The organism is Pseudomonas sp. S49 (genome assembly GCF_009866785.1).
Taxonomy (GTDB): Bacteria; Pseudomonadota; Gammaproteobacteria; order Pseudomonadales; family Pseudomonadaceae; genus Aquipseudomonas.
Genome location: NZ_CP019432.1, coordinates 6,477,140 through 6,496,824 on the forward strand (window position 1 = coordinate 6,477,140; position 19,685 = coordinate 6,496,824).

The following is a 19,685-nucleotide window of genomic DNA, read 5'->3' on the forward strand; positions in this document are numbered from 1 at the left end:
CCTATGCCTGGTCGACGTAGCACGGCGCGGGATCACAGCTTACGGCAGGAATCATCATGCCGAGCATAGACGCCCTCGCCGATCGCTTATCGACCTACCTCGGCAACGACCAGGTCAACCTGGTCCGCCGAGCGTATTTCTACGCCGAACAAGCCCATGACGGTCAACGCCGTCGCAGTGGCGAGGCGTATGTCACGCATCCTCTTGCCGTGGCCAATATTCTTGCCGACATGCACATGGACCATCAGAGCCTGATGGCTGCGATGCTGCATGACGTGATCGAAGACACCGGTATCGCCAAGGAAGCGCTGCAAGCGCAGTTCGGTGAAACCGTGGCCGAACTGGTCGACGGGGTCAGCAAACTGACCCAGATGAATTTCGAGACCAAGGCCGAAGCCCAGGCCGAAAACTTCCAGAAAATGGCCATGGCCATGGCGCGCGACATTCGCGTGATCCTGGTCAAACTCGCTGACCGCCTGCACAACATGCGCACACTGGAAGTGCTGTCTGGCGAAAAACGCCGCCGGATCGCCAAGGAAACCCTCGAAATCTACGCGCCCATCGCCAACCGGCTGGGCATGCATGCGATCCGCATCGAATTCGAAGACCTCGGCTTCAAGGCGATGCACCCGATGCGCTCCGCGCGGATCTACCAGGCCGTCAAGCGCGCCCGGGGCAACCGCAAGGAAATCGTCAACAAGATTGAAGAATCCCTTGGCCATTGCCTCGCGATCGACGGCATCCAGGGTGAAGTCAGCGGGCGCCAGAAACACCTCTACGGCATCTACAAGAAAATGCGCGGCAAACGTCGGGCCTTCAACGAGATCATGGACGTCTACGCGTTCCGGATCATCGTCGACAAGGTCGATACCTGCTACCGCGTGCTAGGTGCTGTACATAATTTGTACAAACCGCTGCCAGGGCGCTTCAAGGATTACATCGCGATCCCCAAGGCCAACGGCTATCAGTCGCTGCACACCACGCTGTTCGGCATGCACGGCGTACCGATCGAGATCCAGATCCGTACCCGCGAAATGGAAGAGATGGCCAACAACGGCATCGCTGCCCATTGGCTGTACAAGTCCAGTGGTGACGAGCAGCCGAAAGGCACTCACGCCCGCGCCCGTCAGTGGGTCAAAGGCGTGCTGGAAATGCAGCAACGTGCAGGCAACTCGCTGGAATTCATCGAGAGCGTGAAGATCGACCTGTTCCCGGACGAGGTCTACGTGTTCACGCCCAAAGGCCGGATCATGGAGCTGCCGAAAGGCTCCACGGCGGTCGACTTTGCCTACGCGGTCCACACCGATGTCGGCAACAGCTGCATTGCCTGCCGGATCAACCGTCGTCTCGCACCGCTGTCCGAACCGCTGCAAAGCGGCTCCACGGTCGAGATCGTCAGCGCCCCCGGCGCACGGCCAAACCCGGCGTGGCTCAACTTCGTGGTCACCGGCAAGGCGCGCACGCACATCCGCCATGCGCTGAAACTGCAACGTCGCTCCGAGTCCATCAGCCTCGGCGAACGCCTGCTGAACAAGGTTCTCAATGGTTTCGACAGTTCGCTGGAGAAAGTCCAGGCCGAACGCGTCAAAGCCATGCTCACCGAATACCGCCTCGAACTGATCGAAGATTTGCTTGAAGACATTGGCCTGGGCAACCGCATGGCTTACGTGGTCGCCCGCCGCCTGCTCGGCGAAGGCGAACAATTGCCAAGCCCGGAAGGCCCTCTGGCGATTCGCGGCACCGAAGGTCTGGTGCTCAGCTACGCCAAGTGCTGCACGCCGATCCCGGGCGACCCGATCGTCGGGCACCTGTCGGCGGGCAAAGGCATGGTCGTGCACCTGGACAACTGCCGCAACATCAGCGAAATCAGGCACAACCCGGAAAAATGCATCCAGCTCTCGTGGGCCAAGGATGTCACCGGCGAATTCAACGTCGAACTGCGCGTCGAGCTGGAACACCAGCGCGGCCTGATCGCCCTGCTGGCCAGCAGCGTCAACGCGGCCGACGGCAATATCGAGAAAATCAGCATGGACGAACGCGATGGTCGCATCAGCGTTGTCCAGTTGGTGGTCAGCGTCCACGACCGTGTGCACCTGGCCCGCGTGATCAAGAAGCTGCGCGCCTTGACCGGGGTGATCCGCATCACCCGCATGCGTGCATAACTCAACCATTACAAGGAGTCATACATGACCAAGACCGTTATCACCAGCGACAAGGCCCCGGCCGCCATCGGCACTTACTCCCAGGCGATCAAGGCCGGCAACACCGTTTACATGTCGGGTCAGATTCCGCTGGACCCAAAAACCATGGAACTGGTTGAAGGCTTCGAAGCCCAGACCGTCCAGGTGTTCGAGAACCTCAAAGCCGTGGCCGAAGCGGCCGGCGGTTCGTTCAAGGACATCGTCAAGTTGAACATCTTCCTCACCGACCTGAGCCACTTCGCCAAGGTCAACGAGATCATGGGCAAGTACTTCGACCAGCCATACCCGGCCCGCGCCGCCATCGGCGTGGCTGCCCTGCCAAAGGGTTCGCAGGTTGAAATGGATGCCATTCTGGTCATCGAGTGATGCGCACGGCGCGGCCTTCAACCGCCGCGCCGACTGCTGCAAGAAAAGGTTTTGAAAGGATTCCACCATGCGCAAAGCGCTAGCTCTCCCGCTGTTCGCCATTTTCCTCGGCGGCTGCGCCAGCAACCCTGCCGACCGTGACATCAGCGGCACCTGGATCAACCAGGTGGCGATCGATGCCGCAGCCAAGGGCGGCCCCCTGCGCGAAGCGCTTCAGGCCTATGGCCCGAATCTTGAGTGGGACGTCAACACCAAGGCCGGTCAGGCCCGCTACACCAACGGTTTTGAGAACGTCGAAGGACGGCTGCTGGGCGAACAGTCCGGCGCCTGGAAAGTCGACTTCTATGGCAGCTCCGCCAGTGAGCTGAAACGCGACGGCGGGCAACTGCAGCAAGCCGCCAGCGAGAACGAACCCGAGCAGGTGTTCGACCGTGCACAGATTCCGGTTCCGGAAGGCGCGCCGATCGGTGCCAGTTTCGAACGCGCGCTGTATTCCGCCTACATGGGCGGCAGCTGGACAATCGCCAGTGGTCAGGGCGAAGGCAGCACCGTGCAGTTCCAGGCTGATGGCCAGGTTTCCGGTTTGCCGGGTGCCGACCGTTATGCCTTGTGCCTGGCGGGCGATTGCGCGTCGATGAGCAGCACCAACGACAACATGTGGCTGCAGCTCAACGGTCAGGGCAATGCCTACATCTTTGCGCGCAAGGGCAAGGAACTGGAGATTTTCCAGGCCGTGAACACGGCGCTGGCGGATGAAATGCCGCAGTACACGCCGGGCGAGCGCAAGTGGTTGCTGGAGAAGCAGTAACCCGCTGCTGAATTCGCAGATATCCCCTGTAGGAGTGAGCCTGCTCGCGATAGCGGTCTAACAGTCAGCATACGTGTTGAATGTTATGACCTCATCGCGAGCAGGCTCACTCCTACAGTTGTTTTGGGGTGTCAGGAAGTCAGCATTTACCTTCGAGGATCGCGGCGTAGCCTTCGCGGTAGCTCGGGTACGTTGGCGTCCAGCCCAACGCTTTCGCCCGGGCATTGCTGCAGCGTTTGCTACCGGTGCGCCGCACACTGGCATCTTCAGACCATTCGGTAACACCCAGATACTCACGCAACCAGCCCACCACCTCGGCCAAGGGTGCCGGCGCGTCGTCGACGCCGATGTAGAAATCCTCCAGTTTCACGCCCTGCCGATCTTTCTCCAACAGGAACGCCAGCAATCCTGCCGCGTCGTCAGCATGAATCCGATTGCCATACAGCGGCGGATCAACCGCCACGCGATAACCGCGACGCACTTGAGTCAGCAGCCATTCGCGGCCCGGCCCGTAGATCCCGGTCAAACGCAGAATGCTCGCAGGGATGACACTCTTAAGCGCGACCTGCTCAGCCTCCAGCATCAATCGCCCGGAATAACCGGCAGCGATGGTCTCTGAGTTCTCATCGACCCACTCACCCTCCTGCTGCCCATACACACTGCTGCTGGAAACGAAAATCAGCCGCTCAGGCACCTGCCCATAGTCATCCAGCCAGCTCAGCACATTCTGCAAACCCTGCACATAAGCCGCGCGATAACCGGCTTCATCGTGATCGGTGGCCGCAGCGCAATACACCAGATAGTCCACCGCCCCCACCGGCCAGGTCGCCGGGCAGTCTTCGTTGAACAGGTCGCCGGCAACGCCAATCACCCCAGCAGGCAGCTTCGAAACGTCACGGCGCAGGCCATGAACTTCCCAGCCAGCCGCCAGCAATTGCTTGGCCAGACGACTGCCGACATCACCACAACCGGCAATCAAAACAGAAGGCGCGGACATCAAAAAACTCCTATCGGAAAGACACAGACTAGCCTCGGGACAGGACGAGCGGCTAGCAATGCAGGAAAAAAAGATACTCTATTACTTTTGTTAACAAGAATTACTTGCAATAATGCACGCCACTTTTGTTCTCGGCCTCACGAGGCCTGGTAGAGCATCACCGTTTTTCTATCTCAGGTCCGGCCAGCATGACACGTAATCAAATCCCCGCTTCGCCAACCAATCGACCTCGCGCCTGGAGCGCAGTGGCGGCTCTGCTGCTCAGCCTGATGCTGGCACCGACCGCCGCTTTCGCCGACGCTCAAGCGCCAGCAACGCCAGCCGCCACCGAGCAAAGCGCACCAGCAGCTGCCCCGGCCGCTACCGATCCGGTGCAAGCGGTTGACGCTGCCGACGTTCCTGAAGTTCTCGAAGCCGACAATAGCCTGGGCATGGCCCACGACCTGTCGCCGTGGGGCATGTACCAGAACGCCGACATCATCGTGAAAATCGTGATGATCGGTCTGGCCATCGCTTCCATCATCACCTGGACCATCTGGATCGCCAAAGGCTTCGAGCTGATGGGCGCCAAGCGTCGTCTGCGTGGCGAAATCGCCGCCCTGAAGAAAGCCACCACCCTGAAAGAAGCCAGCGCCACTGCCGGCAAGGAAGGCACCCTCGCCAACCTGCTGGTGCACGACGCCCTCGAAGAGATGCGCCTGTCGGTCAACAGCCGCGAGAAAGAAGGCATCAAGGAACGCGTGAGCTTCCGCCTCGAGCGTCTGGTTGCCGCCTGCGGTCGCAACATGAGCAGCGGCACCGGTGTCCTCGCCACCATCGGTTCCACCGCGCCGTTCGTGGGTCTGTTCGGCACCGTGTGGGGCATCATGAATTCCTTCATCGGCATCGCCAAAACCCAGACCACCAACCTTGCTGTCGTCGCGCCCGGCATTGCTGAAGCGCTGCTGGCCACTGCATTGGGTCTGGTTGCTGCGATTCCTGCGGTAGTGATCTACAACGTCTTCGCCCGCTCCATCGCCGGTTACAAGGCGCAGGTTTCCGACGCCTCGGCAGAAGTGCTGCTGCTGGTCAGCCGCGACCTCGACCACCAGCCTGAGCGCAGCTCGCAACCGCACATGGTGAAAGTGGGGTAATCGGCCATGGGCCTGCATTTGAAAGAAGGCGCAGACGACGATCTGGCCGAGAACCACGAAATCAACGTCACGCCGTTCATCGACGTGATGCTGGTGCTGTTGATCATCTTCATGGTGGCCGCGCCATTGGCCACCGTGGACATCAAAGTCGACCTGCCCGCCTCGACCGCCAAACCGGCGCCGCGGCCAGAGAAGCCGGTGTTCCTCAGCGTCAAGGCTGACCAGCGCCTGTACATCGGCGACGATGAAGTGAAAGCCGAAACCCTTGGCGCCGTGCTCGACGCCAAGACTCAGGGCAAGAAAGACACCACCATCTTCTTCCAGGCCGACAAAGGCGTGGATTACGGCGACCTCATGAGCGTGATGGACAAGCTGCGCTCCGCCGGTTACCTGAAGGTCGGTCTGGTCGGACTTGAGACGGCAGCCAAGAAATGATCACGACGCGCCATAAGCTGACGCGTTACAGCGGTAGCCTGGCCGTGGTGCTGGGCGTTCACGCGCTGGCCATCGCGCTGGCGCTGAACTGGACCGCCCGCCCGCCCATCGAATTGCCCCCACAGGCAATGATGGTCGAGCTGGCCCCGGTTCCGGCCCCGCCACCGCCTGCTCCGCCGAAAGTCGTCACACCGCCGCAGCCACCGGCGCCGGTTGAAGAGTTGCCGATTCCGAAGCTGGCCGAGGCACCGAAAGCTGAAATCGCGGTGCAGAAACCCAAGCCGAAGCCAAAGCCGAAACCGCCGAAGCCGGTCGAGAAGAAGCTGCCTGATCCACCGAAGGAAAAACCTTCCGAGGAGAAACCGGCCGACACTCAACCGACTCAGGCACCGACGGAGAAATCCGCCCAGCCTGCGCCGGGTCCGTCGCCGGCACAGTTGGCCGCCAAGGCCAGCTGGCAAGGCACCCTGCTCGCGCATTTGGCCAAGTACAAGAAGTACCCGCAAAGTGCTCAGGCGCGGGGCAAGGAAGGCTTGAACCGTCTGCGTTTCGTGGTGGATGCCGAAGGTAATGTGTTGTCGTTTGAACTGGTGGGCCGCTCGGGCAACGCTGATCTGGACCGGGCAACCCTGGAAATGATCCGCCGCGCACAACCGCTGCCCAAGCCACCGGCCGACATGCTGAACAATGGCTCGATTGAAATTGTTGCGCCGTTTGTTTACTCCCTCGAACGCCGCCGCTAAGCAACACCGCAATACCCTGTGGGAGCGAGCCTGCTCGCGAAGAGGTCGTGTCAGTCAGCACATGCTTGTCTGACCCACCGCTTTCGCGAGCAGGCTCGCTCCCACAGTGGTTACGCGTTGAACGTTAGATCGAAATAAAGGCACCGAAAGGTGCCTTTTGCGTATCTGCCCGCGGCAAACCGACATTGCCCGGTGTCGCATTCCACACTCAGTCTGATAACGTGCGTCTATCGATTGCAGTCGGTATGCTTGGCCCGCATCTTCATGGACGCTTGCTATGACCCTCACAGAATTACGCTACATCGTTACCCTCGCCCAAGAGCAGCATTTCGGCCACGCCGCCGAACGTTGCCACGTCAGCCAGCCGACCCTGTCGGTGGGCGTGAAAAAGCTTGAAGACGAACTCGGTGTGCTGATTTTCGAGCGCAGCAAAAGTGCCGTGCGCCTGACCCCGGTCGGCGAAGGCATCGTCGCCCAGGCGCAGAAAGTCCTCGAACAAGCGCAAGGCATCCGTGAACTGGCCCAGGCCGGCAAGAACCAGCTGACCGCGCCGCTGAAAGTCGGCGCGATCTACACCGTCGGTCCTTACCTGTTCCCGCATCTGATTCCGCAACTGCACCGGGTCGCCCCGCAGATGCCGTTGTACATCGAAGAAAACTTCACCCACGTGCTGCGCGACAAACTGCGCAACGGCGAGCTCGACGCGATCATCATCGCCCTGCCGTTCAACGAAGCCGACGTGCTGACCCTGCCGCTCTACGATGAGCCGTTCTACGTGTTGATGCCGGCCCAGCACCCGTGGACGCAAAAAGAAACCATCGATGCTGGCCTGCTCAACGACAAGAGCCTGCTGCTGCTCGGCGAAGGCCACTGCTTCCGCGATCAAGTGCTGGAAGCCTGCCCTACCCTGACCAAGGGCAACGACGGCGCCAAGCACACCACCGTCGAATCCAGCTCGCTGGAAACCATCCGGCACATGGTTGCGTCCGGTCTGGGCATCTCGATCCTGCCGTTGTCGGCGGTCGACAGCCATCACTACGCCCCGGGCGTGATCGAAGTGCGGCCACTGTCGCCGCCAGTGCCGTTCCGCACCGTGGCCATTGCCTGGCGCGCGAGTTTCCCACGGCCGAAAGCCATCGAGATTCTCGCCGACTCCATTCGCCTGTGTTCGGTGGCCAAGCCAGCGGCACCGGTTACGGCCGGTTAAGCGAGCGTCATGACGGAGTTGTCGCAAGTGTCGGTGACGGCACTCAAGGGTGTCGGCGAAGCCATGGCCGAGAAATTGGCCAAGGTCGGCCTGGAGAATCTGCAGGACGTGCTGTTTCACCTGCCGCTGCGCTATCAGGATCGCACCCGCGTGGTGCCGATCGGTGCGTTGCGACCGGGACAAGACGCCGTGGTCGAAGGCACCGTCAGCGGCGCCGACGTGGTCATGGGCCGCCGGCGCAGCCTCGTCGTGCGCTTGCAGGACGGCACCGGCGGCCTGAGTCTGCGTTTCTACCATTTCAGCAATGCGCAGAAAGAAGGCCTCAAGCGTGGCACGCGGGTTCGCTGCTACGGCGAAGCCCGGCCCGGTGCGTCCGGCCTGGAAATCTACCACCCGGAATACCGCGCCATCACCGGTGACGAACCGCCGCCAGTCGATGAAACCCTGACCCCGGTCTATCCGCTCACCGAAGGCCTGACCCAAGCGCGTCTGCGCCAGCTGTGTCTGCAAACTCTGACGATGCTCAAGCCAGACACCCTGCCCGACTGGCTGCCGACCGAACTGGCCCGCGACTACCAACTGGCGCCACTGGCCGATGCGATTCGCTATCTGCACAACCCGCCCGCCGATGCCGACGTCGATGAACTCGCCCTCGGCCATCACTGGGCGCAGCATCGTCTCGCTTTCGAAGAACTGCTGACGCACCAACTTTCACAGCAACGTCTGCGCGAAAGCATGCGTTCGCTGCGCGCGCCAGCCATGCCGAAAGCGAAAAAGCTGCCGCCGAAATATCTGGCCAACCTCGGCTTCAACCCGACCGGTGCGCAACAGCGTGTCGGCAACGAAATCGCCTACGACCTCAGCCAGCACGAACCGATGCTGCGGTTGATTCAGGGCGACGTCGGCGCGGGCAAAACCGTGGTCGCGGCTCTCGCTGCATTACAGGCGCTGGAGGCCGGTTACCAAGTCGCACTGATGGCGCCGACCGAGATTCTCGCCGAACAGCATTTCATCACCTTCAAGCGCTGGCTCGAACCACTGGGCATCGAAGTCGCGTGGCTGGCCGGCAAGCTCAAGGGCAAGAACCGCGTCGCCGCGCTGGAGCAGATTGCCAGCGGCACGCCAATGGTGGTCGGCACTCACGCGCTGTTTCAGGACGAAGTGCAGTTCAAGAATCTGGCGCTGGTGATCATCGACGAACAGCATCGCTTCGGTGTGCAACAGCGTCTGGCGCTGCGGCAGAAAGGCGTCGGCGGGCGCATGTGCCCGCATCAACTGATCATGACCGCCACGCCGATTCCACGCACTCTGGCGATGAGCGCCTACGCCGACCTCGACACCTCGATCCTCGACGAACTGCCGCCCGGGCGAACTCCGGTCAACACCGTGCTGGTCACCGATACGCGCCGCGTCGAAGTCATCGAACGCGTGCGCGGTGCCTGCGCCGAAGGCCGTCAGGCCTATTGGGTCTGCACTTTGATCGAAGAGTCGGAAGAGCTCACCTGTCAGGCCGCCGAAACCACCTTCGAAGACCTCACTCTAGCCCTCGGCGAACTGAAAGTCGGGCTGATTCACGGGCGCATGAAACCCGTCGAGAAGGCTGCCGTCATGGCCGAATTCAAGGCCGGCAATTTGCAATTGCTGGTCGCCACCACGGTGATCGAAGTCGGCGTTGACGTGCCCAATGCCAGCCTGATGATCATCGAAAACCCCGAGCGTCTTGGCCTCGCGCAACTGCACCAATTGCGCGGCCGCGTTGGCCGGGGCAGCGCCGCCAGCCATTGCGTGCTGCTCTACCATCCGCCGCTGTCGCAGATCGGTCGTCAGCGCCTGGGCATCATGCGCGAGACCAACGACGGTTTCGTCATCGCCGAAAAAGACCTCGAACTGCGCGGCCCCGGCGAAATGCTCGGCACCCGTCAGACTGGCCTGCTGCAATTCAAAGTCGCCGACCTGATGCGCGACGCCGACTTATTGCCCGCCGTACGCGACGCCGCGCAAGCCTTGCTGGAACGCTGGCCGACCCACGTCAGCCCATTGCTCGACCGCTGGCTGCGCCATGGGCAGCAATACGGCCAAGTGTGAGCACCGTCGCAGTTTCTGACAGATCGTTCCGACCAAGCTGGTTATACTCCTGCCATTGTTTCAAAAACGGATACAGACCATGACCGAAGCCGCTCTCGCCCCCGAATCCCCGCACGCGCCGTCTGTCATTCGGCTGCTGCTAGGCAAGCTGGGCATCGCCTACGAAGAAGTGCTCGACCACCACGGCCTCAATGCATCGCGCAAGGTACAAGCCGTGTTGCTGGACGACGCCGTCGGCGCGCTGATGGTGCTGTTTCCGCAGAGCCAATTGCTCGACCTCAACCGCCTCGCCGAACTGACTGGCCGGCGCCTCACCGCCGTCTCCACCGAGCGCCTGGAAAAGATGCTCGGCAAACACAGCCTGAGCTTGCTGCCGGGCCTGCCAGCGCTGACCAGCTCGCCGTGCCTCTACGAAGAAAGCCTGCTGCGTGAGCCGAAGTTGCTGATCAACTCCGGCGAGCCGGGCCTGCTGCTGGAAATCGCCAGCGAAGATTTCAAGACCATGCTGACCAAGGCCAGCGCCGCCAACTTCGGCGAAGCCCTGAGCAGCATCCGCCCGAACCTCGACCGCCCCGACGATGACCGCGAGGAAATCACTCAGGCTGTGCAGGCGTTCACCGCCCGGCGCATTCAGCAACGTCTGGAAGCGACCATCGAAATTCCGCCGCTGGCCGAAACCGCGCAAAAAATCATCAAGCTGCGCGTCGATCCCAACGCCACCATCGACGACATCACCGGCGTGGTCGAAACCGACCCGGCGCTGGCCGCACAAGTGGTGAGCTGGGCGGCGTCGCCGTACTACGCCTCGCCGGGCAAGATTCGTTCAGTGGAAGACGCGATCGTCCGCGTACTCGGCTTCGATCTGGTGATCAACCTTGCGCTGGGCCTGGCCCTCGGCAAGACCCTGAGCCTGCCGAAAGACCACCCGCAACACACCACGCCGTACTGGCAGCAATCGATCTACACCGCCGCCGTCATCGAAGGCCTGACCCGCGCCATGCCGCGCGCCCAGCGCCCGGAGGCCGGCCTGACCTACCTCGCCGGTCTGCTGCACAACTTCGGCTACCTGCTGCTGGCCCACGTGTTCCCGCCGCACTTCTCGCTGATCTGCCGCCACCTGGAGGTCAACCCGCACCTGTGCCACAGCTACATCGAGCAACACCTGCTCGGTATCAGCCGTGAACAGATCGGCTCGTGGCTGATGCGCTACTGGGACATGCCCGACGAACTGGCCACCGCCCTGCGCTTCCAGCACGACCCAAGCTACGACGGCGCCTACGCCGAATACCCGAACCTCGTCTGCCTGGCCGTGCGCTTGCTGCGCAGCCGCGGGATTGGCTCTGGGCCGGATGAAGACATCCCCGACGCGCTGCTTGAACGTGTGGGCCTGACCCGCGACAAAGCCAACGACGTTGTCAGCAAAGTGCTTGAGGCTGAAGTGCTGCTGCGCGAACTGGCCTCGCAGTTCAGCCAGGCCTAAACAAAACAGGCCCGCTCCCCAAGGATCACCAAAATCCCTGTGGGAGCGAGCCTGCTCGCGAAGAATCCAACTCGGTCTACCAGACCGCCCCTGATCATTCCCACGCTCCGCGTGGGAATGCATCCCGTGACGCTCCGCGTCACCAAAGGCTCAAGCCTTAGGCTTAGCCTTCCTCGGCACCAAATACTTCATCAACCCTTGAAACCACATCACCAGCGCCGGGTTGCCCTTGAGCTGGATCGACTTGTCCTGAATCCCCTGCATAAACGCCAACTGCTTGTTCTTCGCCTGCATTGTCGCAAAGCCATAACCGGCATCTTTAAACGCAATCGCAAACGCCGGCTCTGCCACCACGCCAGACTTGCTGGTGATGCGCTGATCCTTGACCACGAAATGCCGCGCCACTTTCCCGTCCAGCGTCTGCAACTGAAACACCAGATCCTTGTCACCCAACTGCTGCTGGAACGCAGGATTTGTCCGGCTGGCCTTACCCATCAACAAACCCATCATCCAAAGAAGAAAACGAAATTTCATGCGCACAGCCTCAAAAGGAAAATGAACGGCCGGGGCAGTGTAAGGGATTCGGACGATAACGCCAGTATCTGCCGCTGTTGGAAGAGGATGCTGACTATTCCCCGCACGATGACCGCCAAGTCACGATTCAGCGCTCGCCCACTGATCGTTCCCCCGCTCCGCGTGGGAATGCATCCCGAGACGCTCCGCGTCTCACCACTCACCTTTCCTACACCTGTTGAAACACATCCCTGTAGGAGCTGGCGAAGCCAGCGATCTTTTGATCTTCCGGCCCGCGAATCTATGGGAAATTTCCTGCAAAGTGCGGTGCTGTCCATGAACTAGGCGAGTTGGCTGGCTATCGATAGGCTCTGTGTGTCGCCGCAGATTGGCGATACGGACGTGCAAGTCCGGTCGGAGTACACATTGGTTATGGCAATTCGCCGAGCGTTTTCCTATGCTCGCGGATCGTTATGGCGGCTGTGTATGGGAGGCCTTCGGGTCTGCCGGGTTACTCCACCGGTCTTGCACACCTATGCACAGCTGCCACCACTTTCGAAGTGCGAGCGAAACGGTGTCGGCTCCTTAAACTGGAGTAAGACCGAATGATCAAACCAACACCCAATCCCCCAGAAAACCCAGACGTTTCGCCCTACGAAACCCTGGAATCAAAGAAATTCCACGAAGCCGCCGAACGCGCCCTCGACCACCATTTCAAACCAGCCGTCGATCCACACCCCAAGCGCGAGAACGGCCTCTTCAAACTCTCCCCCGGCACCGACGCCGAAGCCCTCATGGCCAACGCCTCCGAAGACCTCCTGTCTATCAGCGTCATCGCCTGCGACCTCGCCGACGACCTCCACGGCTCCCGACGCTCGGTTGCACTGGCCCTGAGCAGAATGGCGGACGGCGTGAGATTGATGGTGGAAGGGACGCTCGACCAGATTGAAGTGCGAAGCGTGGCGGCCAAGTCGTAGCGAAGTCTGTGGATGAAAAAAGGGGACGTTAAGTCCCCTTTCTGAATATTCCCTGCTTCACCATTGGCAACCTGTTTCAGGTTTCGAATCCACGTTGTAATCGTTTTCAAACGAATACTTCTTTGCGGATTTGTAATTCGTATACGACATCGCATCAACCCGGCCACCCTGAGTGACCATCTGATACTCACCTGTCAGCGCACCATCAACCACTTCAACCCAAGTTGTCGTGTACTGGTAGGGCCGGCCATAGACCAATTCCTCTTGTTCAGTATTGCGATGAACCAGAGTGATGGCCTTCTTCGACTTGCTGTACTTGACGCCAGCACCGCTCCACTTGGCGACAGAGTCGTAATAGGTTCTGAATTCAAAATTTATGGGTTTGCCTTCGTAGGAGCGGAAGCAAAAAACCTCGGTCGTGACCTCGCTATGCGCCGCCAGAGGAACGAAAACGAGCAACGCGGAAAACAATGCAGACGAAAATTTCAAACCGAATATTCCTTTAGCGGTTCATGGGTACAGAACACACAGTTACAGCAACTCAACGAGCTCTTGTCACGCCTCGGGCGCCACAGCGCTGCGCTCCCCCACCCTCGCCGGGATTTTCGAAGCTTTTCCCGCTTCAGACATTCGCGATGCGTATTGCTTGTACGCCGCCACCGCCCGCTCTTTATCGTTCACGGCCCAATAACTGTCAGCGAGATTCAGGTAAGCAACCGTCCTGTTTGGGTGGTTGGCAATCACTGCATTGAGCAACTCAATCGACTCAGCGTAGTAACCCGCCTCGCCGAGCAGAAAACCGAGGTCGTTGGACCAGCCGGGACGCTGCGGGTAGTAGTACTTTGCGGCGATATAGCTATCCGGGGGACAAGTGTCATGCGAGCCGCCGCCCATCAACGCGTAGCTCATCGTATCCTTGAAGGAAGAGTCATCACCCTTTCGGTAGGCTGCCAGCGCCATATCCAGCAAATCAGCCGAATCGACGGTCATCAATTTCTTTCTCACGCCCTTAATACTGCCAGTACGAGCAACCTGCAGCTTCTGCAGCGCCTCACGCCCATCGAAAGAGGCCAGGGTGATTGGGCCCAACGTCTGCACCGGCAACTCCACTACGCTGACAAGCGACCGGTCACAGGAGTCGTTGTTCGCCACTTCCAGCAGAGCTTTCAGCTCAAACTGCTTTGAACCTCTGTTGAAGGCGAACAACAGGTTGAAGTTGTAAACCGCGTTATCTTCCTCGCTGGTTACCAGCGCGATGTAATCCCCAGCCTCAACGAACGGCTGCTTTACCACAGCTTCCTCAGCCTGCGGATCAATGACAGTCATGACGCCAGGGCGACCTTTGAGTACATGGACGCTGAAGACACCCTGAAGCGCAGACGAGTACTGACTCTTGATCAGAGGCAGCGCCTTCGACGTATCGAGCAATATGTCCTCGTTACGTGCTTGTTCCGGCGCAATCAACAATCGGTTAGAAACTTCGTCCGCATCACCCGCCAGCACAAACACCTTTTGCCGTGATACATCACCCAGCAAGCTAGCCGGAATTTCTTTCAGGACTTGTGGGGCAGCGAGTGCGTATGAAGTGGTTAGCAGCCCAAGGCTCAACACGATAAAGCGGAAGAACATATTCACTGTCTCAGTCCCTGAATTTCAGATCGCTCAACGACTCGTTGCGGAATTTTCTGCGCTTTACCAGCAGCAGTCATCGCTTCGCCGTACTCGCGGTAATAACGCTGCGCTTCTTCTTGCCGATCAAGTCGCCACAGCGAATCAGCCACGTTCAGCATCAGCACCGTGCGTTTGCCGACTGCTTCAACGCCTCGATAAAACTTCAACGCCAACTCATCGTTGCCGCCCTCGGCCAAGTAGAAACCGAGGTCGTTGTAAGTCTGAACATTTTGCGCCGGGGGATGACACGCCATGTAGGATTCCGGGCTTAAAAAGCTCAGGCTCCATTCGATGGACTCTGCTCGGGACTGCGCAGGCTGGATACTCGAAGCATTTTTCAGCAGGTCCTTGGGTGACTTAGTCTCCAAGACAGGATTGAGCACCCCGCCCTCTTCGGAAACCCATTGCTTGCCTACCCATTTTCCCTCACAAAACCGCTCGTAACTCTCAGCAAGCACGCAACCGGTTTCCATCGAGATCACATCGCAATGCCCTTGTGATGTCGCTATTTCCTCACCGCCCTCACCTATGACTACGCCGTACTCCACCGCAGTCGCCAGTAGAAATTTTTTGTCAGGGCTGAGCCATTCAGGATAAGCCTGGGCACCAATGCCGGCATGAAACAACGGGAACGTTTTTCCATTCGCGGTGAACCAGGCAGTGGTAGATTCCACGACGGGTGATGTCCATTTTTTTGCCTGGAACGTCACTGTGTTTCCGGCGGCTCCCACTATTGGCGGGTCAACGGCAAAGACATTGGTAGCGCTGAACAAACCGCCGATCATCAACACCCACTTAAGGCTGGCCATAGACGATCCTTTTCACCGCTGGGCTTTCTGACATTAGCTGTCTCTTCGTAACGCCATAGGCCTTGATCAGCTCTTCCCGAGATCCCTTCGAGCCAAAAGAGCGCTGGTTATTATCGAAGCTGTATTGCTCCAATCGCCCTGCTGTCGAGTAATACCCGTGCCACTCCGCGCAGGCACCACAACCGCCATATCCGCCTATCGAAACAAGGCTGCCCTTGGCGCCATCCACGCAATCCATCGCCACAACAACATTGCTCAACATCTTCGTCTTCGCACCGTCGGAAGTGAGTTGTGAAACTTTGCTGATATCGCGTCGAAGCACCTTGCTACCGATGTTGATGGTCTGGTCGGAGCAGACCGGGATGACGTGGGTTTCCGTGTCCTGCACTGTCACGGATCGGCAGGACGAAACCAACACCACTTCAACACCGCCACACTGCATGATATCGCGCTGGGTAAAGGCGTCCGAAGGCGCGGCGAAGGCTGGCAGAGAGAGCAGCAGCGAAAGGCTGCCCGCGAGAAGACGGATCATCCACTCACTCCTCATCCATCGGCGACGATTCCACGTCGGTCATGCTCAGCAGCCGGAATTCGTTGTTCACAAACTCGTAGTAACGATCCCGGTTACCGCTTTCCAACGCATTCCCTTGGGCGTCCTCTTCACCGTCGAGCGTGACGCCGGAGACGATGATCAAGCGGCTGTCGGGCTGGTAGACCATGCCGAAGGTGCTGCCGTCGTAAGCATTCGGCAGACCGCCAACGACTTCCCCAGTCTGAGCGTCCAGCACTTCGCCGCAAATGGCGCTGCCGCCACAACCGAGCCTGTGAAGGATGTAATGGCCGGCGAAGTTGACCTTGCCTTTCAGGGCTTGCACCCGTGCTTGGTCCATCATTGGGCTGCTGTTTTCTTGCGGCACCAGCTTATGGTTGGGGCCGGTGAAAACTGGCGTGACGGTGTAATCCTTGAAGGTTGGATCGGCAGCGAATGCCATGGACGCGGCAGCCAATAACAGGCTGCCGAGAAGAACCGAAAATCCTTTCACGCTGTAACTCCATCGACGCAAGTCATTGTGGGTGTGTTCATTCGAAGGCAATGCCGCGCACCGCTTTCTTGATTTGCTCGAACCCTTCGTTGCTGATCGCCAACGGGGTGGATGAACCCGATTCCGCCGAGCCGATCAGTACGTCTTTGCCCCTCAGCAGGCAAAAAGCGATGCGGGTAATGCGCCGTCGTGATTTATCGTGGAAACCGAAGATGAAACCCGAAGAGTTCTCCCCACCCCATTGTTCGAAGGTGTAGGTGTTCGCACGACCCGCCAGAGAGTTGGGCACCCAGCCCTTATCGGTAAGGGTCGCCGGGCACCTGCGGTCGTTGTCGTCACGCAGGACTTGCACCGCAAATGCATCGTCTACCGGGGGTTTCCAATCGGTGAGAAGCGAAAAGTACTCCAAGTTTTCACACATCAAACCAAACCACGGCTGGCTCAGGTCACCGTGTTTCTCGAAGTGCCAGTCGGCACCACTCGACGTCTGCGCTTGCCACAAGCTGGGGGCGCTTGACGGTTTGGGCAGTTGTTTGGCTGCGATAAATACCGAATAGAAATCGTCGAACTTCAGCCATTGGTTCTGCAGCAGCGGCATGGAGAACCGACACGAACCCATGTCTACAACTGTCTCGGTCGGGCCTTGCGCAACCGGCGACTGGCCGGGCTCGTTACCGACCAATACAGGACCTGCGGCAGTCACATAATCCACCTGTAAAAACGCGACCAGACCAAAGATCAATTCGCGGAGGTATCGTAGTTTCACTTCGCATCCTTCGAATTGATCAATTCCAACTCACCATCCCGATACAACACCTCACACCCCACCCACGCCGGATCCACCTGCGGCATCACTGCCGACGGCTTGCGCAGCTCCCGCAGCAACGTCGAGCCATGCGACAAGCGCCCACCCATCCGCGCAATTACTGCCCGCGCTGTTTGGTAATGCGCGTGCCGCCCCGGATCGAGGGTGTCTTCGAGCAGGATGTCGGCGCCGAGGATGCCTTGCACCTGCCCCGGATAAATCATGAACCCGGTGGCCTGCTCAGCACCTTCGCGACCGTCCTGCCAGAAGCTGCCGTCGCGGGTGCGCACGTCCGGATGCGGCACGAACCAATGTTCGCGATCCGCCAGCGGCATGGCGTGGTGCAGACGGAAGAAGATGCGCATGAGGTTGTCGCGATACCACTCGCGTACTTGCAGGTAGTAGCCGCGCAAGCCCGGCAGGCCGCTCGAATGGGCGAGGCGGATCAGCCCTGACCATTTCGGGAATGGTTGTAATGGCAGCTCACTCGACGCGGGTCTAGGCGTAGCGGGATCGGTTTCCCACGGCAATCGATGCGGACTGTTTTCAAGATTGTCGTAAGCGGTCGGCGGGCGGCCCATCCAATCACCGCCGCTGCTCGCCAGCGCTGTGGCGATGCACAGATTGCCTTGCACGACGAACACGTAAAACCGAGTGAACCAGTCTGCCAATTGCTGACCATCGGCACCTTGGGCGACAAGTTCGGCCAGCTCCCGATCGAAGCGCTGCAAGCCATTTTCAAGGCTCAGCAAATGGCTGCGAGCCATGCGTTGCATGCGCAAAAACAGCGGCAACGAACGCAGCATCTTCAGCGGTTGCCACGGCAGATGAGGCGTCGCGCCGCCAACTTCACCCGCGTAGTTATCGGCGCTGATGCCCCAGTCGGCCAGCCTAGCGAGAAACAGGTCATTGTTGATGTAGGACGCGCCGCCGAACACTGCGGTGAACGGTTCGTTGTCCTGCAACACCCGCGCATCCCAACGCGCCATGATTGCCGGGATACTCGCTGCCGCGCGGCGCTGGGCGTATTCCACCAGCACGCTCGGTTGCGGCGGCAGGATCTCGGCGATATTGGCGGCGGTCAGGTGGCGGCGCCAGCCGTAATCGCTGATCGGCCGGTATTGCAGCAGCCACAGTTGCGAGCCATCCCAGGCCCATTCGACGTCGCCGGGCACATAGTGGAACACGCGCAGCACGTCTTGCAGAAAGCGCCAGAGCAGGTCTTCGGTCAAACCGTGGGACGGCGTGAACGTGCCGCTGCGCCAAGCATCACCGAGCCGCGAAAGCGTTGCTCGCGAGGGGCTGACGTGACCGTCGGCCAGCGATTCGAGATGGCCTTCCACCCACTCAAGTTCTACCGAGAGATGGCGCACGAACGCGATGCCGGAAACGACCGGAGTGATGAAGCGTTGCACCACCACTTCCTCGACGCCTTCGGCCGTCAGTTCGGCGATGCGTTTCGGCACATTGGCGGACGGCTCGCGCAGATAGGTCGTGCTCAAACCGGCATTCGCCGAATCGGCCTGATCCTCGCCATAACTGGAGGAGCGCACCGCCCAGGTCACATCAGGTTGAGCAGCGAGAAATGCTGGCAGACGCGGATCGCTGCAATCGTTGAGCGTCAACGCCGCCGGCACCGCTTGCCGCGCCAGTTCGGCCAAGCGCAAACGCCCACCCTTGGTGTGCGCGACAAACCCGCGCTCGCCCGACTCCAGCCACTGCGCGAACTGCGCGGGCGAGTCGATCCACGGGTAATGACCCCAACCAGATTTGAGGCTGATGGTCAGATCTGCGCGGGCGAGAATCGCCGACCACGCCGCCGCTTGCTCGATGCCGAGCACGGCGTCCTGATCGCCCCAGACCAGCTCGACCGGATCGGTGATCCACTCCAGCAGTGGCAACGCGGTATCGGCGCGAATCAGATCCCAGTGCGGCACGAACGCACGGCAGCGCGCATAACCGGCGCCCATGCGCTGGTACTGCGGGGGCGTCCAGGTCTGGGTGGAAAACTTGCGCGCGAACACCGTGGGTTTGTTCGACAACAGCCAGTGAATGGTCTTACGAATCGGCAGCGGTGACATCAGCGCCGGCAATCGACGCTGCCACAAAAATGCCCCAACCGGCGCCAACAGAACACTGCGCGAAAAGTGCCCGGGCCGACGCTGCAACGCGTGCAGCACCAGCAACGCATTGACCCCGACTGCCATGATCGCGCTGCCCTTCTGCGTCATCGCCAACAAGGTCTGCGCGTAGTCCGCCAGATCCTCGCAGGGTGGCAGCGGATTGGCGCCGAAGCCCGGCAACTCCAGCGGCACCACGTCGTAGCGCTGAAAGTGCGGCAGTGCGTCGTCCCACCAATCGGCAGCGCTACCGTTGCCGGCCAGCAGGTACATCAACGGCTTGCTCATGAGC

19 protein-coding genes are annotated in these 19,685 nt (G+C 60.1%); 10 read left to right on the forward strand and 9 right to left on the reverse strand.

The genetic code is table 11. The annotated features are described in order from the left end of the window. The first annotated feature begins 56 nt into the window (after window positions 1–56). From spoT to PspS49_RS28855, 3 genes are all read left to right on the forward strand, one after another. Window positions 57–2,162 (forward strand): bifunctional GTP diphosphokinase/guanosine-3',5'-bis pyrophosphate 3'-pyrophosphohydrolase, encoded by a 2,106-nt coding sequence (spoT, locus tag PspS49_RS28845; protein WP_016985811.1) that lies wholly within the window; start codon window positions 57–59, stop codon window positions 2,160–2,162. Window positions 2,163–2,186: 24 nt separating this feature from the next. Beyond that, entirely contained in the window at window positions 2,187–2,567 is a 381-nt protein-coding gene (locus PspS49_RS28850) for a RidA family protein (RefSeq protein ID WP_003229509.1), read from the forward strand. A gap of 67 nt (window positions 2,568–2,634) precedes the next feature. Beyond that, window positions 2,635–3,375, forward strand: coding sequence for a hypothetical protein (locus PspS49_RS28855; protein WP_160042340.1), 741 nt, complete (start codon window positions 2,635–2,637; stop codon window positions 3,373–3,375). A 139-nt stretch (window positions 3,376–3,514) separates the two neighbouring features. On the opposite strand, the gene PspS49_RS28860 is transcribed toward PspS49_RS28855, so the two are convergent. Further along, complete coding sequence (locus PspS49_RS28860) at window positions 3,515–4,372, reverse strand: SDR family oxidoreductase (RefSeq protein WP_160042342.1); 858 nt, start codon at window positions 4,370–4,372, stop codon at window positions 3,515–3,517. Between the two features lie 188 nt (window positions 4,373–4,560). On the opposite strand from PspS49_RS28860, the gene exbB reads away from it, so the two are divergent. From exbB to PspS49_RS28890, 6 genes are all read left to right on the forward strand, one after another. Next, complete coding sequence (exbB, locus tag PspS49_RS28865) at window positions 4,561–5,505, forward strand: tonB-system energizer ExbB (RefSeq protein ID WP_160042344.1); 945 nt, start codon at window positions 4,561–4,563, stop codon at window positions 5,503–5,505. A gap of 6 nt (window positions 5,506–5,511) precedes the next feature. Next, on the forward strand, window positions 5,512–5,940 hold the full coding sequence (gene exbD / locus PspS49_RS28870; protein WP_007920333.1) for a TonB system transport protein ExbD: 429 nt from the start codon (window positions 5,512–5,514) through the stop codon (window positions 5,938–5,940). Next, a complete protein-coding gene (locus tag PspS49_RS28875; protein ID WP_127930238.1) occupies window positions 5,937–6,683 on the forward strand; it encodes an energy transducer TonB in 747 nt (248 codons plus the stop codon). The genes exbD and PspS49_RS28875 overlap by 4 nt, the downstream gene beginning before the upstream one ends. Window positions 6,684–6,960: 277 nt before the next feature. Further along, the gene (locus tag PspS49_RS28880; protein WP_007920331.1) at window positions 6,961–7,890 is read left to right on the forward strand and encodes a hydrogen peroxide-inducible genes activator; all 930 of its coding nucleotides are present in this window, start codon (window positions 6,961–6,963) and stop codon (window positions 7,888–7,890) included. A 9-nt stretch (window positions 7,891–7,899) separates the two neighbouring features. After that, on the forward strand, window positions 7,900–9,975 hold the full coding sequence (gene recG / locus PspS49_RS28885; RefSeq protein WP_016985805.1) for an ATP-dependent DNA helicase RecG: 2,076 nt from the start codon (window positions 7,900–7,902) through the stop codon (window positions 9,973–9,975). A 79-nt stretch (window positions 9,976–10,054) separates the two neighbouring features. Beyond that, window positions 10,055–11,455: an aminoacyl-tRNA deacylase and HDOD domain-containing protein gene (locus tag PspS49_RS28890; RefSeq protein ID WP_016985804.1), complete on the forward strand. Its 1,401-nt coding sequence runs from the start codon at window positions 10,055–10,057 to the stop codon at window positions 11,453–11,455. Window positions 11,456–11,605: 150 nt separating this feature from the next. Here the strand turns inward: PspS49_RS28890 and PspS49_RS28895 are convergent, their stop codons facing one another. Beyond that, window positions 11,606–11,989 carry a helicase gene (locus tag PspS49_RS28895; protein WP_016985803.1) on the reverse strand — a complete coding sequence of 128 codons (384 nt, stop codon included), beginning with the start codon at window positions 11,987–11,989 and terminating at the stop codon, window positions 11,606–11,608. 584 nt (window positions 11,990–12,573) lie between these two features. Here PspS49_RS28895 and PspS49_RS28900 point away from each other — a divergent pair. Then, window positions 12,574–12,945 carry a DUF6124 family protein gene (locus PspS49_RS28900; protein WP_038359293.1) on the forward strand — a complete coding sequence of 124 codons (372 nt, stop codon included), beginning with the start codon at window positions 12,574–12,576 and terminating at the stop codon, window positions 12,943–12,945. 57 nt (window positions 12,946–13,002) lie between these two features. Here PspS49_RS28900 and PspS49_RS28905 read toward each other — a convergent pair whose 3' ends face one another. The 7 genes from PspS49_RS28905 to PspS49_RS28935 form a co-directional block, all read right to left on the reverse strand. Continuing rightward, window positions 13,003–13,434 (reverse strand): hypothetical protein, encoded by a 432-nt coding sequence (locus PspS49_RS28905; RefSeq protein WP_150749850.1) that lies wholly within the window; start codon window positions 13,432–13,434, stop codon window positions 13,003–13,005. 66 nt (window positions 13,435–13,500) lie between these two features. After that, window positions 13,501–14,574 (reverse strand): tetratricopeptide repeat protein, encoded by a 1,074-nt coding sequence (locus PspS49_RS28910; RefSeq protein WP_150775932.1) that lies wholly within the window; start codon window positions 14,572–14,574, stop codon window positions 13,501–13,503. Between the two features lie 2 nt (window positions 14,575–14,576). Beyond that, a complete protein-coding gene (locus PspS49_RS28915; protein ID WP_160042346.1) occupies window positions 14,577–15,425 on the reverse strand; it encodes a tetratricopeptide repeat protein in 849 nt (282 codons plus the stop codon). Continuing rightward, window positions 15,412–15,957: a hypothetical protein gene (locus PspS49_RS28920; protein WP_150749852.1), complete on the reverse strand. Its 546-nt coding sequence runs from the start codon at window positions 15,955–15,957 to the stop codon at window positions 15,412–15,414. Before PspS49_RS28920 ends, PspS49_RS28915 begins: the two co-directional genes overlap by 14 nt. Window positions 15,958–15,961: 4 nt before the next feature. Then, window positions 15,962–16,417: a hypothetical protein gene (locus PspS49_RS28925; RefSeq protein ID WP_150749967.1), complete on the reverse strand. Its 456-nt coding sequence runs from the start codon at window positions 16,415–16,417 to the stop codon at window positions 15,962–15,964. Between the two features lie 88 nt (window positions 16,418–16,505). Continuing rightward, window positions 16,506–17,210, reverse strand: coding sequence for a hypothetical protein (locus tag PspS49_RS28930; protein WP_238786309.1), 705 nt, complete (start codon window positions 17,208–17,210; stop codon window positions 16,506–16,508). Between the two features lie 20 nt (window positions 17,211–17,230). Further along, window positions 17,231–19,681, reverse strand: a complete 2,451-nt coding sequence (locus tag PspS49_RS28935; protein ID WP_160042350.1) for an alpha/beta hydrolase — start codon at window positions 19,679–19,681, stop codon at window positions 17,231–17,233. Window positions 19,682–19,685 lie beyond the last annotated feature (4 nt).

Bases quoted from the DNA above. Each gene is read 5' to 3' on its own strand.
- PspS49_RS28855 (WP_160042340.1), top strand. From the start codon at position 2,635: ATGCGCAAAGCGCTAGCTCTCCCGCTGTTCGCCATTTTCCTCGGCGGC.
- PspS49_RS28880 (WP_007920331.1), top strand. From the start codon at position 6,961: ATGACCCTCACAGAATTACGCTACATCGTTACCCTCGCCCAAGAGCAG.
- PspS49_RS28910 (WP_150775932.1), bottom strand. From the start codon at position 14,574: ATGTTCTTCCGCTTTATCGTGTTGAGCCTTGGGCTGCTAACCACTTCA.
- PspS49_RS28895 (WP_016985803.1), bottom strand. From the start codon at position 11,989: ATGAAATTTCGTTTTCTTCTTTGGATGATGGGTTTGTTGATGGGTAAG.
- PspS49_RS28860 (WP_160042342.1), bottom strand. From the start codon at position 4,372: ATGTCCGCGCCTTCTGTTTTGATTGCCGGTTGTGGTGATGTCGGCAGT.
- PspS49_RS28920 (WP_150749852.1), bottom strand. From the start codon at position 15,957: ATGATCCGTCTTCTCGCGGGCAGCCTTTCGCTGCTGCTCTCTCTGCCA.
- spoT (WP_016985811.1), top strand. From the start codon at position 57: ATGCCGAGCATAGACGCCCTCGCCGATCGCTTATCGACCTACCTCGGC.
- PspS49_RS28935 (WP_160042350.1), bottom strand. From the start codon at position 19,681: ATGAGCAAGCCGTTGATGTACCTGCTGGCCGGCAACGGTAGCGCTGCC.
- PspS49_RS28850 (WP_003229509.1), top strand. From the start codon at position 2,187: ATGACCAAGACCGTTATCACCAGCGACAAGGCCCCGGCCGCCATCGGC.
- PspS49_RS28890 (WP_016985804.1), top strand. From the start codon at position 10,055: ATGACCGAAGCCGCTCTCGCCCCCGAATCCCCGCACGCGCCGTCTGTC.
- recG (WP_016985805.1), top strand. From the start codon at position 7,900: ATGACGGAGTTGTCGCAAGTGTCGGTGACGGCACTCAAGGGTGTCGGC.
- PspS49_RS28925 (WP_150749967.1), bottom strand. From the start codon at position 16,417: ATGGCATTCGCTGCCGATCCAACCTTCAAGGATTACACCGTCACGCCA.
- exbB (WP_160042344.1), top strand. From the start codon at position 4,561: ATGACACGTAATCAAATCCCCGCTTCGCCAACCAATCGACCTCGCGCC.
- PspS49_RS28875 (WP_127930238.1), top strand. From the start codon at position 5,937: ATGATCACGACGCGCCATAAGCTGACGCGTTACAGCGGTAGCCTGGCC.
- exbD (WP_007920333.1), top strand. From the start codon at position 5,512: ATGGGCCTGCATTTGAAAGAAGGCGCAGACGACGATCTGGCCGAGAAC.
- PspS49_RS28900 (WP_038359293.1), top strand. From the start codon at position 12,574: ATGATCAAACCAACACCCAATCCCCCAGAAAACCCAGACGTTTCGCCC.
- PspS49_RS28915 (WP_160042346.1), bottom strand. From the start codon at position 15,425: ATGGCCAGCCTTAAGTGGGTGTTGATGATCGGCGGTTTGTTCAGCGCT.